Below are 15,502 nucleotides of genomic sequence, written 5' to 3'. Positions count from 1 at the left end.
ATGAAAAAATTTTTACTTGTTTTTTTTATACTTTTAATAGTCATATCCTCTACTTGGATCCTCTATATAAGAATAGATCCAAAAGTTGATGAGCTTTTAAATGTAATAAGAAAGGATTTAAAGTTTAGGAATATTTTATTTGTAAGCTTATTAGTTCCTAAGATAGAGCAAAAATATAATCTCATTATTACTAAGATAAGCTATATACCATGGGGAATATATGTGAGGTATGATGAAGCAAAAACTTTTCTCTATGTTGAATTTAATAAAAAAAACTACTACTATAATCAGAAATTTGCAATAATGAAAAAATATGCACCTTTTGATGGTACAATAAAAATAGAAGGAACAAATGATATAGGACTTATACAGGACATACTCAGAAATTTTGGATTTTTTAGAATCCATAGAATTAAGTTTTATGATAAATATTTTGAAATATACGGAGAAGACTGTATTTTAAAAATTAGTCTTGAAGATTATCAGGAAAAAAAGAGATATATCATGGATATTGTAAAGAATTTTAATTTGAAAGGAAAAACCTTAGATTTTAGATTTCGTATTCCTTTCATTGGAGGAACTTAGATGTCAGATTTTATAGGAGCTATTGATCTTGGATCTACAAAAGTTGCAGTAGTAATTGCCAATTTAAGTGAAAAAAATGAGGAATTAGAATTAATTGGATTTTCTATGATACCATCAAAGGGTATCAGCTATGGGGTTATTAATGACATTCAGGAGGCAAGCGCTTGTATAAAAGAGGCAGTACAAAGGGCAGTAAGAATGGCAGGAATAAGAAGTATTCCTAAAATGATAGCTACTATAAGTGGGGAAAAAATCACAGCTATACCAAGTAGGGGTATGATTATTGTTAAAAGCCGGGAGCAAGAGGTAACAGAGTCTGATGTTAGAAGAGCAATTGAAGCTGCAAAAGCTACGTCAATTCCAGAAGATAGAGAAGTCATATATCATGTAGTACGAGGTTTTAGGCTTGACGGACAAAATGGTATTATGAATCCTATAGGAATGATAGGGACACGGCTTGAGTCAGACTTGTTATTGGTAACCCATGATAAGGTTCAGCTAAGAAATATTATAAATGCTTTTCAAAAAGCAGAAATAAATATAGAGGGTTTTATTCCCCAAGAAATTGCAGCTTCGGAAGCTGTATTAACACCAGAAGAAAAAAATTTGGGGGTAGTTTTAGTAGATATTGGAGGAGATCTAACAAATCTTGCTGTTTTTAAGGAAGGATATCTGTATGCTATTGGAATATTGAAGTTGGGAGGGGAAAGAATTACAAAAGATATTGCAATAACTTTAAAAATACCTACCGAGGAGGCAGAAAGGGCAAAAAAGATCATAGGTACACTTAAGGAAGAAAAAGAAGAATCCTTAGAAGTGATGTCTTTACAACAGAAAAGAATAAAAATTAACACCTCTCAGGTTAGAGAAATTATTCAGCCAAGAGTAGAGGAAATTTTAGATTTTGTCTTGAAGAAATTAGAGGAGTTAAATTCTCCAATAGAATTGATTCCAGGGGGCATAGTAATTACGGGTGGTACTGCACTTTTGGATGGATTAGAAGAGTTTGCTCAGGAGTATTTGAAAGTACCTGTGAGGGTTAGTCGTAGTCTTCGGGTTTATAATATTTTTGAAGAAAAAGATGCTGTTTTTTATTCTTCAGCTGTAGGCGCTTTGGAAAGGATTACAAGGACAGTTTCTACAGATGAAAGTAGTAAAAATTTCCTTGACTATTTAAAGGAAATATTTAAAAATATATTTAGTCCTTTTAAGGAGTAAATATAGGGGAAGGTGGTGTATTATATTGTTCTCACTGTTGTCAGACAATTTAGATAAATTTGATGAGATGAGAGCAAAAATTAAAGTTATTGGTGTTGGTGGGGGAGGAGGAAATGCTGTTAATAGGATGATTGAGGCTGGAATTCAAGGAGTTGAGTTTATTGCGATAAATACTGATGTTCAGGTTCTTGCCTTAAATAAGGCTCCTCATAAGGTTCAGATTGGAGAGCAAGTTACCCAAGGACTTGGAGCAGGTGGCGACCCTAAGATTGGAGAGAAGGCTGCCATTGAGAGTAGAGATATAATTAAAGATATTCTTCAAGATGCTGACATGATTTTCATTACTGCTGGAATGGGAGGGGGTACAGGTACAGGTGCCTCTCCAGTTATTGCTGAGATAGCCAAAGAAATAGCTAAACTTGTAATCGCAGTAGTCACTTTACCTTTTAGTTTTGAAGGAAGAAAAAGAAGAGTAAATGCTATGGAAGGTATTGAAAAGCTAAGAAATAAGGTTGATACTTTACTTATTATTCCTAATGATAAGTTATTAAAGATTGGTGATAAAAATACTCCAATATTAGAGTCTTTTAAGAAAGCAGATGAGGTTCTGAAACAAGCGGTACAAGGTATTACTGAGCTTATTACTGTTCCAGGACTTATTAATTTAGATTTTGCAGATATTCAATCTATAATGTCAAGAGCGGGTACTGCCTATATGGGTATAGGTATTGGAAAGGGAGAAAATAGGGCTAAGGAGGCGGCACAAAATGCTCTTCATAGTCCTCTTTTAGATTTTTCTATAAATGGAGCTAAAGGTGTTATATTTAATGTAACTGGAGGCTTAGATCTCTCTATTCATGAAGTAGAAGAAATAGCAGAAGTAATAACCCCAAAAGTAGATCCTGAGGCAAACATAAAATTTGGTGCAGTTATAGATGAGAATATGAAGGATACAATAAAAGTCACCTTAATTGCTACTGGTTTTGATCATCAAGAAGAGGTAGTGAGTCAAGAAGATAGTACTAAAAGAAAAGATTATACTAGTATTTCTGAAGAGGACTTAGACATACCAGCAATTCTAAGGAGAAAAAGATTAATTGAACTGGAACATAAAAAAGGAGATAATCAATCTTAGAGAAAAAGAAAAAGGATTTAAGTTAACAAAAAGGGGTGGAGATGTAAGTATACTACTAATATATCCAAATGCTTACTCTGTTAGCATTAACAACTTAGGATATGTAGGTATTTATGAAATCTTTAACAAGTGTCAGGGGATTCTTTGTGAAAGAGCTTATATACCTAATGATTGGAGGAAAAGAACTGACTTTAGACTTTATTCTATAGAAAGTTTTAAATCTTTATCTGAATTTGACGCTTTAGCTTTTTCTGTAAGTTTTGAATTAGACTTCCTTAATATTGTCTACATCTTAAGCAGAGAAAATATTCCTCTTTTCTCTTACGAAAGGGATGACTCTTATCCATTAATTGTAGGTGGAGGTATAGCTTTAAGTGCTAATCCTGAACCTCTTGCAGATATTTTCGACATCCTATTTATAGGAGAAGGAGAAGAGCTGGTAAAGGAATTTTCAGAATATTTAATTTTTAAAAAAGAAAAAAAACTAAACAAAAAAGAATTTTTTGAAATCCTGAAGAATGTCGAAGGTATTTATATTCCTTCTGTGGAACAGAAATTACCTATCAAACGAAGAATATATTTAAACTTTGAAAATGATCCCATGGTCTCTCCTATAATATCTGAAAATGCCGTATTTTCAAATATGGCCTTGTGCGAATTGGTTAGAGGGTGTAAATATCAATGCAGATTTTGTCTTGCTGGTTATTTTTATAGACCCTATCGATCCTCTACTATAGAAGTGATAAATAAAAAGTTAAAAGAGTTTTATGATTTTTCGCCTAAAATTGGATTAATTGTCCCTGCTATTGATCCTAACTTAAACTTGAGAGAAATTGAAAATATGTTCTGTAATGGGGAAGTACTCCTTTCTTTTTCTTCCTTAAGGCTTGAAGATATTAATGAAGATTTGCTTAGTTTAATTGAGAAATCAGGACAAAAAACTGTGACTATAGCTCCTGAGACAGGAACAGACAGATTGAGAATAGTCTTGAATAAGGGCTTTTCCAATGAAGATATATTAAATTTTGTGAATAAATTGAAAAATTACAAGATCAAAACCTTGAAATTATATTTTATGCTTGGACTTCCTACAGAAAAAAGTGAAGATATAGAAGGTATTTATTCCTTAGTAAGAGAGATAAGAAAATTAAATCCCAAAGTAGAAATAAGTGTTAGTTTCTCTACTTTTATACCTAAGCCTCACACACCTTTTCAATGGGAGAAAATGGAAAATGAAGAGTATATTGTTTCTACGCAGAAAGTTTTATCCGAGAAGTTGAGGGAAATTAAAAGGGTAAGAATAGAGATGGAAGATTATTTTTGGAGTTTTTGGCAAGGAGTTTTTAGTAGAGGAGACCGGAATTTAAATAAGCTTTGGAAAGAGATATATGAGAACAAGGAGATTTCTGTTTCAATTCTTAAAAAGTTTATGAGGAATAATGAGGATCTTTTTTTGAACTATCTTAATAAAAAAGACAAAAATGATGTTTTGCCATGGGATGTGGTAGATACAGGGGTGAGAAAGGACTATTTATGGAGGGAAAGGGAAAAAGCATATGAAGGAAAGCTAACTATGGCATGTAGAAAAAATTGTAATGCTTGTGGAGTATGCACATGATCTGGAGATCTAAGCTTTTGAGTGAGTTTTCTGAAATTTCTCATGGGTTTGTTTCTTATCCTTTTTCTTTTCCCTTTAAATTTGGTTTTCGTTACCTGTATAATTATCTCAGGTTCTTTTTTCTAATTAAAGTGCCTTCTGGGAATTGGATTTTCGCAGATCAGGTACATGGTGATAAAATATACTTAGTCAAAAAAGAGGTAAACAAAATTTTTCCTAAGATTGCGTATAAAACCGATGCCCTTCTTAGTTTGGAAAGAAAAAGACCATTAATCATGTTTTTTGCTGACTGTATGCCCATTTATATATATGTTCCCAAAATTAAACTTGTGGGGTTAGTACATTCAGGCTGGAGAGGCACCATAAGAGACTTTCCTTTGAAGGTTATTAAGCATATAAAAGAAAGTTATAGTATAGAGTCTAAAGAGATTTTAATAAGTGTAGGTCCAAGTATTCATTCTTGTTGTTTTGAAGTAAAAGAAGACTTTATAAGTCAACTTCCTAAGGAATATAAAAAGTTCATAATAACAAGAAATCACAAAACTTTCTATGACCTCGTAGAGCTGGTAAACTATCAATTCAAAAAAGAAAATATTCCAGATTCAAATATAGAAATTTCTCATATATGCACTTTTTGTGACAAAAATTTTTACTCTTTTCGTAGAGATAGAAATTCAAATAGAAATTTAGGATACATCTTTTTAAAATGACCTTATATAGAGAAGATTTTTACAAAATTCAAAAAAATAAAAGACTATTTAGACCTAAAAGATTTTTGATTTTATTAATAACATTGGTAACTTTTGCTTTAGTTATTTTTCTTATCACGAGATGGAAAGAGAACTATGAGATTATAGGTATATTTGTTTTTGATGAGCAAGTTCTTAGAGCTCCCTTAGATGGGATTCTTAGGACTAATGTTAGAGAAATGGAAAAAGTAAGAGTAGGACAGGTAGTTGGATATATTGAAGATACAAATAAAAGAACTTCTCCTGAGGAAGACATTTTAGGAGATAAATATAAAGACACATTAAAAACCTTAGATGAAATAGGAGAAAAAATAAATCTTTCTATAGATGAACTAAGGATTGAGGCTTTTTTAGGAGATTTTAGTAGGTACAATGAGATTGTAGAAAACATAAAAAGGTTATCCTTTTTGAGGAAGGAGTACATCATCAAGCTAGACACAATTTATGAGGAACTTCAAAAACTTAAGAAGAAATATGAAAATTTAATTATCTCAGAAAAATCTGGCTATGCAATTTTTCATATAGATAACCTTGTTAAAAATGACTTAAAGTGGAAGACTCTGGCTTGGGAGGATTTAAAAAAAGCAAGATATTCGTATTATTTAAACCGGAAGGTAAAAAAAGGTGAAATAATTGGAGTTATTAGAGATTTTCCTCCTAAGTATTTAGTCCTTTTCTCTAAAGCCCCTTTTGAAAGAAATAAATATCTAATAATTAATTGTAATGATAGGATTATAATCAAGGTAAAGATTTTAGAAGTAGAAGTTTTAAAAAATTTTTACAAAATAAGTACTTTACCAATTGAGATTGACAATATAATATTAAAAGAGAGAATAATTAAAGGAAGGGTGTTAAAGGTTCTTTAGTATGAATGATCTTTCCTTCATAGCAGAAAACTGGAAAAGAGTTCAAGAGAGGATAATAAAGAAAGCTGAAGAGTGTGGAAGAGATCCTTCTGAGATTTCAGTAGTTGCTGTTGCTAAAGGATATCCTCCTGAATATATAAGAGAGGCAGTTAAGATAGGTATAAATAAAATAGGAGAGAATAGAGTTCAAGAGGCAGAGAAAAAGATCTCTTTACTTTCAGATCTTCCCTGCGAGTGGCATATGGTGGGACATCTTCAAAGAAATAAAGTGAAAAAAGCGGTAAAAATGTTTTTTCTGATACACTCTGTAGACTCTCTTGATCTTGCAGAAGAAATTAACAAACATGCAGGAAAGGAAGGAAAAAAAGTAGACATTCTTTTACAATTAAATCTTTCCAAAGAACCTACCAAACATGGTTTTAAGGAAGAAGAGTTTTGGAGAACATATGAGAAAATCTTTGCGCTTAAAAATTTAAACATAAAGGGACTTATGACTATAGGACCGCTTACACAAGACAAAGATGCAATTAGAGAGGTCTTTAGAAAACTATATAATATATGGAAAAAACTTATAGAATTAACAAAGTTAGATCTCCCTTATCTCTCTATGGGTATGTCTGAGGATTTTGAAATAGCTATAGAAGAAGGATCTAATATTTTGAGATTAGGTAGAATAATATTTCAAAAAGATTTTGAGGTGAGAAGATGAAAAAGATTCTTTTAGTAGAAGATGATAAAGGGATTGTAAATTCTTTGACTCTCTTACTTAACAAAGAGGGATACGAGGTAGAAGTTGCATATGATGGGGTAGAGGCTTTAAACAAATTTAAACTATTCAATCCAGATCTTGTGCTTTTAGATATTATGTTGCCTGAAAAGGATGGCTGGGAGGTATGTAAGGAGATAAGAAAAATAAGTAATGTTCCTATCATTATGCTAACCGCGAAAGACGAAGAAGTGGATAAAGTATTAGGATTAAAGATGGGAGCTGATGACTATATTACTAAACCTTTTGGTGCAAAAGAACTTTTGGCAAGGATAGAAGCAGTACTTAGAAGGTATCAATCAGATTTATCAAAAAGTCAAAAAATTGTGGCCCCTCCCTTTGAGATGGACCTTGTGAAAAGGACAGTAAAAGTAAAAGGAAAAGAAGTTAATTTGTCCTATAGAGAGTTTGAGATTTTGAAGCTTCTTCTTTCTTCTCCAGGGAGAGTGTGGACTAGAGATATGATAATAAAACACATATGGGGTGAGAACTTTTGGGGTGAACCCAGAGCAGTAGATGTATATATAAGATGGTTGAGAGAAAAGGTAGAAGATGATCCAAGTCATCCTAAATATATTATTACTGTTAGGAACTTAGGATACAAATTCCAGGAGGGGAATGAAAATAAGCAAGATTGAAGAAAGATGGAAAGTACTTACTGAGAATGTTCAACTTGGTATCCTTATTGTGGATAAGGATGGTGTTGTAGTTTTTGCCAACAATAAGATAAAAGAGCTATTTGATATTCAAAATAATAGTAAGAATAATAGAAAACTTATAGAGTTAATACCTGACTATGAAATTGATGATCTTTACAAAAAAACTCTTGAAAGTAAAACATATAATAAAACCAGTTTAAATTTTTGGGGAAAGGAAAAGAAATATCTTGAGGTTGAGGCTTTTTATCTAAGTGGAAATCAAGAGGTTTTATTGATTATTAATGATTATACCCCTCTTCATAGAATGGAAGAGAATTTTAAAGAGTTTCTTGGAAATGCCTCTCATGAGTTAAGGACTCCTTTAACGTCGATCCAAATATTAATTGATTTGTTTTCTGAAAAAAAGATTACTCTAGATGAAATATACAATGAGTTTTTTCCACATTTGAGAAAAGAAGTGGAAAGGATGTCAAAACTTGTGAGTAATTTATTAAATCTGTCTAGACTTGAAGCAGGAGTGATAGACTTACAGCTTAAAGAGGTAAATCTTACGGAAATAGTAATGGAGGTTATAGATAGATTAACTCCACATATTTCTAAGAAAAATTTAGAAGTAAATTTGAAAATTCCTGAGAAGCTCGTTATAAATGCTGATCCTCAACACCTTGATACTATAGTTTTTAACATTGTTGAGAATGCAGTAAAATATACTCCTCAAGGGGGGTTAATAGAAATAGGGGTCAATGAAAATGAGGACAATGTAATTCTCTGGATTAGAGATACTGGTATTGGAATACCTGAAAAAGACTTAAATAGAATTTTTGACAGGTTTTATAGAGTTAGTAAGTCAAGGACTAATGAAGATGGATTTAGTACAGGCTTGGGACTTTCTATAGTAAAAAAATTAATTGAAAGGCATGGGTGGACTATTAGAGTAGAAAGCAAAGTTAATAAAGGAACAAAGTTTGAGATTATAATCCCTAAAAGAAAGGAAGGAATAGAAAATGGTTAATGTCTATCCCTTCACAGCATTTAGGTTCAATTCAGAACTTCCTATCAATGATCTAATCTCTCCCCCTTATGATGTTATTCCTAAGGAAGATAGGGAGAAATATTTGAAGAAACATCGATATAACATAACTCATTTAACTTTGGGAGATTCATCTCCCATTGACTATAGGGAGATAAAAAATCTTTTTTTAAAATGGATTGATTCTCATATATTAGTTAGCGAGAGTCCTGGTTTTTATTTATACAAACAGGAATTTCAGTGGGGAGATAGAGATGAGTATAATTACAGTATAATTGTTTTGTTGGAATTGGAACCTCTGGGTGAGAATATACTGCCCCATGAACATACTTTTTCTGGCCCTAAACTTGATAGGCTTGAACTTTTAAGAAATTTAAGAGCTAATTTAGAACCAATTTGGGGTATATATGAGGACAAAAGTAGTATGTTGCGAAGTATTTGGATAGAAATTGAGAAAGAAGAACCTATGATTAAAGCTCACAGTTGGGATAATAGGAATCATCTTATATGGAAAATAGAAAAGGCGGAGCATGTTAACCTAATTATGAACTTTTTCGTAGATAAAAAAATTCTAATTGCTGATGGTCATCATAGATATGAGGCTTCATGGCTTTATTATAGTGAAGTTAAAGATCCTAATGCTAAATATATCATGATTTTGATGACTGACTTATATGATCCTGGAATTAAGCTTCTTCCAACTCATAGGATTTTAAAAGATATAGAAATTGAAATTAATGATCTTAGAAGATATTTTGATCTATATTTAGAGGATAATAAGATTGAAAATTTGGATTTGCTTTTTAGACCCAATAATCCCTATATATATTATGTGGTAAATAATAAGATTTTTAGATTAGTACCTAAGATTAACTACATGAAAGAAAATAAAGAGCATTCAGAACTTTGGTGGGTTTTACCTACTACTCTTTTACATAAAGGTATATGGGAAGGAACTCTTGGAAAAACGGAAAATGAATTACAGGAGAGAGGATTAGTAAGATTTTCTCATGATATAAAAGAGGTTAAGAGTTTACTATATAGCGGTACCTATAGATCGGCCTTTGTATTACCTTCCATACCTATTGAAATGGTATATACTCTTGCTATTAATAGAGAACGTCTTCCTCAAAAGTCTACTTATTTTTATCCAAAACCTGTTTCTGGATTAATTTTGTGGAAAATGAATGGTTGATCTAAATGAAAAGAAGAGAAATAAAACTAATATTAGTTGTAATTTTGTTGACTTTTATAGGATTTCTCTTTATATATGATACTACTGCTACTCGTCTTATAGCAAAAGAACTTTCCCCATATGTTTTTCTACAGAGACAAGTAATAGCTTTTTTAATAGGCTTAGTTTTTTTTGCATTCTTTGCCACTACCTATTATCGATTATGGGAAAGGGTGTGGAAGTACGTATATGTAATCAATCTGTTTCTTTTGGTTATGGTGATCTTTTTTGGAAAAGAAAGCTTAGGGGCACAAAGGTGGTTCTCTATATTTGGTTTTTCTTTTCAACCATCCGAACTTTCTAAACTTCTACTTGTAATATCCCTTTCTGGATTTTTAACTAACTTAGATTATGAGAAGAAAACTCTTGGTTTGAGAGAATTTATTCTTACTCTCGTATTAGTTATTATTCCTTTTATTGTTGTAATGATCCAACCTGATTTAGGTACTGCAATTGTCATTTTTGCGACAGGGATTTTTATGATATTCTTATCAGAAATTTCTGTTAAATATTTCTTGAGATTGATTCTACTTGGTTTATTATTACTTCCTTTTTTTTGGTTAATATTAAAACCCTATCAGCAGCAAAGAATAATTACTTTTTTAGACCCAATGAAAGATCCTCTTGGAAGTGGATATCAAGTAATACAATCGCTAATTGCTATTGGTTCTGGGGGTATTTGGGGTAAAGGATGGTTTCAAGGAACCCAAACTCACTTGAACTTAATACCAGAACAACACACTGATTTTATCTTCTCAGCTATAGGAGAAGAATTTGGTTTTATAGGAAGCCTTTTTGTGGTTTTCCTCTACTATTTACTTTTCAGATATACTTGGGAGATTTGGGGGAGTTTAAAAGATAAGTTTGGCAAATATATAGTAGGAGGCATACTTTTTTGCTGGTTTTTCCAAACTTTTATAAACTTGTGTATGGTTTCAGGAATATCACCTGTAGTGGGTATCCCTTTGCCTTTTATAAGTTTTGCAAGAACTTCACTTATCACTAACTATGCTATGTTAGGCCTAATAGTAAACATTTATGTAAGAGGAGAAAGGCAACTAATATGATAGATGTAGACAGGTTGCTTTCAGATGTAGAAAAACCTTCAAGGTACATAGGAAACGAGCATAATATTGTGATAAAAACTTGGAGCGATATTAAACTGAAAGTTGCTCTTGCTTTTCCAGATTTGTATGAAATCGGCATGTCTCATTTGGGTTTCCAAATAATATATTATCTTTTAAATAGAAGAGAGGACGTTCTTTGTGAGAGGGTATTTGTTCCTGGAATTGATCTTGAAAGAAAACTTAGAGATGAGAGAATACCTTTATTTACTTTAGAGACAAAAAGACCTATTAATGAATTTGATTGGATAGCTTTCAGTCTTGCCTATGAACTAACATACTCAGGAATTATTACCATACTTGATTTAGCTAATGTTCCTATTTTTTCTAAAGAAAGAGCTGAGAGTCACCCTCTAATAGTGGCAGGAGGCCCTACAGTTTTAAATCCTGAACCTATAGCAGATTTCTTTGACATTATTTTTATTGGGGAAGCTGAGGAAGCCCTCGATGAAATAGTGGATATTTATATTAAGTGGAAAGAAGAAACAAAGAGGTCTAAAGAAGAACTTTTTAAGGCTCTTTCTAAAGTTGAAGGGGTATATATACCATCTCTATATGAAGTAGAATATAAAAATGGTAAATTTTTTAATTTGACCCCCAAATATGATTGGACTCCAAAAGTAATTAAAAGAAGGATTGTTTATGATCTTGATAATACATTTTTTCCAACGAAACCTCTTGTTCCTCTTCAACAGGTAGTTCACGATAGGGGTTTTGTAGAAATTATGAGGGGATGTCAACGAAATTGTCGATTTTGTTTTGCAGGTTATATATACAGACCTAAGAGGTATAGAAGTGTGGAAAAGATTATAAATTATGTACGGGAAATAATTAAAAATACTGGTTATGAGGAAATAAGTCTTCTCTCTTTAAGTAGTAGTGATTATCCAGAGATAGAAAGGCTTGTTAATTTGCTTACTGAAGAATTTTCTAAAGAATTAGTAAGTTTTTCTTTACCCTCTTTAAGGGCTGATAATTTTTCCTTATCTCTTGCTGAGAAAATTTCAAAAGTAAGAAAATCAGGACTTACTTTTGCTATAGAATCTGGAAGTGAAAGATTAAGGAAAGTAATTAATAAAGGGTTAAGAGAAGAAGACTTTTTAAAAACTCTTGAAATTGCTTTTCAAAAAGGTTGGAATAATATAAAACTGTACTTTATGCTTGGTCTTCCCACCGAAACTAATGATGATATTTACCAAACTATAGATTTAGTTTATAAGATACTCAAGTTAAATAAAAAGGTAAAACTACATCTTAGTTTTTCTGTGTTTATACCTAAACCTCATACACCTTTTCAATGGGAAAGATTTGAAGATAAAGGTATAATAGAAGCAAGAAAACAAGTTCTTTTTAAGCATTTAAATAAAAAGAAAAATATTGTCATAGATATCCACGACTACAATATGAGTTTTCTTGAAGCAGTGTTTTCTCGAGGGGACAGAAGATTAGCTAAAGTAATTTTTGATTCATGGAGTAAAGGTAGCAGGTTGGAAGGATGGAAAGAGTATTTAAATTTAACTCTTTGGAAAGAAGCCTTTAGTGAAAATAATATTGATCCTACAACTTATACAAGAGAAATAGACATAAATGAGAAGCTTCCATGGGATCACATTTTTGTTGTCTCTAAAAATTACTTAATAAAAGAAAGGGAAAAAGCACATAAAGGCTTAGAAAGTGGAGCATGTGAGTGGAAAGTCTTGTGTGACTTTTGTGGAGTAAAACATGGAGAATAGAGTAGTCTATCGATTAGCTTTTTTTAAGTTGAATCTTTTAAAGTATGTAGGAGCTAATGATTTTCTTAATTTTTTGGGACGTGCTCTAAGAAGAGCGAATATCCCTGTAAAATATTCCGAAGGATATAATCCAAGACCTCTTATATCTTTAGGTTTTCCTTGTCCTGTAGGAGTAGAAAGCAGAAGAGAATACATTGATTTAACTCTGCAAGAAGATATGGAGGAAAAAGAACTGATAAAAAAGCTCAATGATCAAATTCCTAATGATATAAGATTTTATGAAGCCTACAAAATTAAAAAATCATCTCTTATAGAGGATACTTATGGCATTGACTACGAATTATATATTTTTACTCATTTAAAGGATCCTTTTCTTCTTGAGTTTAAAAATTTAGATTCTTTAGAGCATAGAAAAATATTAGCAAGGAGAGGAAATAGTATTAAAGAAATAAAACCCTTTGACTATATTAAAGAAATTTCGTATCAGAATTTAAGAGATAATATATTTTTGATTAAATTAAAAACTATTAAATTAGAAAACACCATACTTCGAGGGGAGGAATTTCTTGAGCTTTTTTATATAAAGCCCGTATTAATAAAACAAATAAGAGAAGTGATATTAAATGTATAAGCTTTTTATAACAGATCTTGATGGAAGTATAATGGATGGGTCAGAAGTTATTTCTACTAAGAATCTTAAGGCTATAAAAATATTAAGAGAAAATAATATTGAAATAACTATTGCAACAGGAAGAAGATGGTCATCTATCTCCAAAATTGTGGAACCTTTAAGTTTAACTCTTCCTGTTATACTTTACAATGGGGCTGGAATTTATGATCCATTAAGAAAATCTTTTTTATATTTGCAGCACCTTTCGAAGGAAGAGGTGATTGGAGCTTTAAAGGTTATACACTATTATTTAAGTTTTGTTAAATTAGGAATTTACCACGATGATAAACTATATGAAGATAGTGAGGCTTTAGAATTTCTGAAAGACAATAAAAATGGAATAATCAAGATTTTTATAGAGGGAGAGAAAGAACTTCTTAAAGAATTGAAAAATAGATTAGAAAAAATTTATTTAAATGTAGTTTTTTCCTCTTATAAATACTTAGAAATTCTACCTAAAGGGGCTTCAAAAGGAAAGGCACTGAAAAAACTGCTTAAAAATTTGGATATAAAATTAGAGGAAGTTATAGCTCTTGGGGATTACGATAATGATGAAGAGATGCTCAAGCTTTCAGGTTTAGGCATAACTTTGAAAAATGCTTCTGAAAGATTAAAGAAGATTGCAGACTATGTTATTGATGCTTCTCCTTCTGAGTCTGTTCACTATATAATACAACAGGTGCTTAATTTTGAAAGGAGGTAATTGGTCAATGATACTTACTGTAGTTACCATTAATAGTTTAGAGAATGCAGAAAAGATAGCAAATGTACTTTTGGACGAAAAACTTTGTGCTTGTGTAAACATAATTCCTGAAGCAAAATCAATTTATATTTGGCAGGGAGAAAAAAAAGTTGAAATGGAAGTAATCATGTTGATAAAGACTGAAAAGAGTAAGTTCTCAGAACTTGTTAAAAGGATAAGAGAATTACATCCTTACAAGTTGCCTGAAATAATAGGGATTCCAATAAACTATGGTTTACCTGAATATTTAGAATGGATAAAAAGTTCTCTTCAATAGATGAATATTTTATGCACGAAGCAATTAAAGAAGCAAAAAAAGCGCTAAGGAAAGGAGAAGTTCCTGTGGGAGCAGTTATAGTTTATAACGGACAGATAGTAGGAAGAGGGTATAATTTAAGAGAGAGCAAAAAGAATCCAATTTCACATGCAGAAATGATTGCTATAGAGAAAGCAGCTAAAAAACTAAAAGGTTGGAGACTTTGCAATTGTACTTTATATGTGACTTTGGAACCTTGTATAATGTGTTTTGGTGCTATTCTGAATTCACGTATAAGTAGGTTAGTTTATGGAACTGAAAACAGAGAAGAGGGCTTTACACAATTTGTAAATATTAGGGATTATAAAAAATGGAAAGACATAGAGATAATTTCTGGAATTAAAAAGGATGTATGCGAGTCTTTGCTAAAGGAGTTTTTTAAAGATATGCGGAGTTCACGTTCATGAATTTTTATGATAAAATAATAGGGAACGGAGAGGTGGCTGAGTGGACGAAGGCGCTCGCCTGGAGAGCGAGTAGACCGCGAAAGCGGTCTCGTGGGTTCGAATCCCACCCTCTCCGCCATATTTTTATAAAGGTGAGTTATGAGTAGTATTAGGGAATTGTTGAGTACTTCAAGTGTGGTTATAAGTTTTATTGTAGGCTTTTTAGCTGCATATGCAGTGATCAAAGAAGTAGATTTTTCGAAAATCTTTAAAAATGAAAAAAGTATAGGAGCTTTTATTGGCAAAGTAATATTGTTTTTCTTTATTACGTCTTTTATTTGGGTTCTTTTGAGTTCTTTATTTATACTTTTAAGAATTCAAGAATGAATCCCAGGGCTATGCTTAGGTGGGGAGCTAGCGGTGCCCTGTACCTGCAATCCGCTATAGCAGGACCGAAAGGCCACCCGAGGTATGGTCTTGTGGGAATAGGAGGAGAAAAGGAAGCTATGAAGGTTAGGAACTGTGCACTAAGGGTGCCTCGAACCCCGCCAGGTCCGAAAGGAAGCAACGGTAAGAGGTGGCTCTTAGGTGCCGCAGTGTACCTGACTGGAGCTTACCTATCTCTTTCTACCCGTAGGGCCATATCGACGGTGGAGGCATAGCCCTGGGCT

17 protein-coding genes, 1 tRNA gene and 1 other RNA gene are annotated in these 15,502 nt (G+C 32.0%); all 19 read left to right on the top strand.

Going from position 1 to position 15,502, the window contains the following annotated elements; translation table 11 throughout:
• Positions 1–585 (top strand): hypothetical protein, encoded by a 585-nt coding sequence (locus DTUR_RS06420; RefSeq protein WP_012583604.1) that lies wholly within the window; start codon positions 1–3, stop codon positions 583–585.
• The gene (gene ftsA / locus DTUR_RS06415) at positions 586–1,803 is read left to right on the top strand and encodes a cell division protein FtsA (RefSeq protein ID WP_012583603.1); all 1,218 of its coding nucleotides are present in this window, start codon (positions 586–588) and stop codon (positions 1,801–1,803) included.
• 25 nt (positions 1,804–1,828) lie between these two features.
• The gene (ftsZ, locus tag DTUR_RS06410) at positions 1,829–2,938 is read left to right on the top strand and encodes a cell division protein FtsZ (protein WP_012583602.1); all 1,110 of its coding nucleotides are present in this window, start codon (positions 1,829–1,831) and stop codon (positions 2,936–2,938) included.
• On the top strand, positions 2,901–4,556 hold the full coding sequence (locus tag DTUR_RS06405) for a radical SAM protein (protein ID WP_012583601.1): 1,656 nt from the start codon (positions 2,901–2,903) through the stop codon (positions 4,554–4,556). The genes ftsZ and DTUR_RS06405 overlap by 38 nt, the downstream gene beginning before the upstream one ends.
• Positions 4,553–5,266 carry a purine nucleoside phosphorylase YfiH/LACC1 family protein gene (locus DTUR_RS06400; RefSeq protein ID WP_012583600.1) on the top strand — a complete coding sequence of 238 codons (714 nt, stop codon included), beginning with the start codon at positions 4,553–4,555 and terminating at the stop codon, positions 5,264–5,266. The genes DTUR_RS06405 and DTUR_RS06400 overlap by 4 nt, the downstream gene beginning before the upstream one ends.
• The gene (locus DTUR_RS06395) at positions 5,263–6,171 is read left to right on the top strand and encodes an HlyD family secretion protein (RefSeq protein WP_012583599.1); all 909 of its coding nucleotides are present in this window, start codon (positions 5,263–5,265) and stop codon (positions 6,169–6,171) included. The genes DTUR_RS06400 and DTUR_RS06395 overlap by 4 nt, the downstream gene beginning before the upstream one ends.
• Before the next feature lies 1 nt (position 6,172).
• Positions 6,173–6,880, top strand: coding sequence for a YggS family pyridoxal phosphate-dependent enzyme (locus DTUR_RS06390; protein WP_012583598.1), 708 nt, complete (start codon positions 6,173–6,175; stop codon positions 6,878–6,880).
• Positions 6,877–7,575 (top strand): response regulator transcription factor, encoded by a 699-nt coding sequence (locus DTUR_RS06385; RefSeq protein ID WP_012583597.1) that lies wholly within the window; start codon positions 6,877–6,879, stop codon positions 7,573–7,575. Before DTUR_RS06390 ends, DTUR_RS06385 begins: the two co-directional genes overlap by 4 nt.
• Positions 7,556–8,608, top strand: a complete 1,053-nt coding sequence (locus DTUR_RS06380) for a sensor histidine kinase (protein ID WP_012583596.1) — start codon at positions 7,556–7,558, stop codon at positions 8,606–8,608. Before DTUR_RS06385 ends, DTUR_RS06380 begins: the two co-directional genes overlap by 20 nt.
• Positions 8,601–9,821, top strand: a complete 1,221-nt coding sequence (locus DTUR_RS06375) for a DUF1015 family protein (protein ID WP_012583595.1) — start codon at positions 8,601–8,603, stop codon at positions 9,819–9,821. The genes DTUR_RS06380 and DTUR_RS06375 overlap by 8 nt, the downstream gene beginning before the upstream one ends.
• Positions 9,822–9,826: 5 nt before the next feature.
• Positions 9,827–10,927, top strand: coding sequence for a rod shape-determining protein RodA (gene rodA, locus DTUR_RS06370; RefSeq protein WP_012583594.1), 1,101 nt, complete (start codon positions 9,827–9,829; stop codon positions 10,925–10,927).
• On the top strand, positions 10,924–12,717 hold the full coding sequence (locus DTUR_RS06365; protein ID WP_012583593.1) for a TIGR03960 family B12-binding radical SAM protein: 1,794 nt from the start codon (positions 10,924–10,926) through the stop codon (positions 12,715–12,717). Before rodA ends, DTUR_RS06365 begins: the two co-directional genes overlap by 4 nt.
• Positions 12,707–13,348, top strand: coding sequence for a TIGR03936 family radical SAM-associated protein (locus DTUR_RS06360; protein ID WP_012583592.1), 642 nt, complete (start codon positions 12,707–12,709; stop codon positions 13,346–13,348). Before DTUR_RS06365 ends, DTUR_RS06360 begins: the two co-directional genes overlap by 11 nt.
• Positions 13,341–14,090: a Cof-type HAD-IIB family hydrolase gene (locus DTUR_RS06355; RefSeq protein WP_012583591.1), complete on the top strand. Its 750-nt coding sequence runs from the start codon at positions 13,341–13,343 to the stop codon at positions 14,088–14,090. Before DTUR_RS06360 ends, DTUR_RS06355 begins: the two co-directional genes overlap by 8 nt.
• A gap of 7 nt (positions 14,091–14,097) precedes the next feature.
• Positions 14,098–14,406: a divalent-cation tolerance protein CutA gene (gene cutA / locus DTUR_RS06350; protein WP_012583590.1), complete on the top strand. Its 309-nt coding sequence runs from the start codon at positions 14,098–14,100 to the stop codon at positions 14,404–14,406.
• Entirely contained in the window at positions 14,382–14,852 is a 471-nt protein-coding gene (locus DTUR_RS06345) for a nucleoside deaminase (RefSeq protein WP_012583589.1), read from the top strand. Before cutA ends, DTUR_RS06345 begins: the two co-directional genes overlap by 25 nt.
• 26 nt (positions 14,853–14,878) lie before the next feature.
• Positions 14,879–14,970: transfer RNA gene (locus DTUR_RS06340), tRNA-Ser, on the top strand.
• A 20-nt stretch (positions 14,971–14,990) separates the two neighbouring features.
• Positions 14,991–15,218 (top strand): ABC transporter permease, encoded by a 228-nt coding sequence (locus tag DTUR_RS06335; protein ID WP_012583588.1) that lies wholly within the window; start codon positions 14,991–14,993, stop codon positions 15,216–15,218.
• Between the two features lie 9 nt (positions 15,219–15,227).
• Positions 15,228–15,493, top strand: an RNA gene (gene ffs, locus DTUR_RS06330) — signal recognition particle sRNA large type.
• Positions 15,494–15,502 lie beyond the last annotated feature (9 nt).

Origin of the sequence: Dictyoglomus turgidum DSM 6724 (assembly GCF_000021645.1) — a bacterium.
Taxonomy (GTDB): Bacteria; Dictyoglomota; Dictyoglomia; order Dictyoglomales; family Dictyoglomaceae; genus Dictyoglomus; species Dictyoglomus turgidum.
The sequence above is the reverse complement of the archived record's forward strand: the minus strand, read 5'-3'. Positions and strand labels throughout refer to the sequence as shown.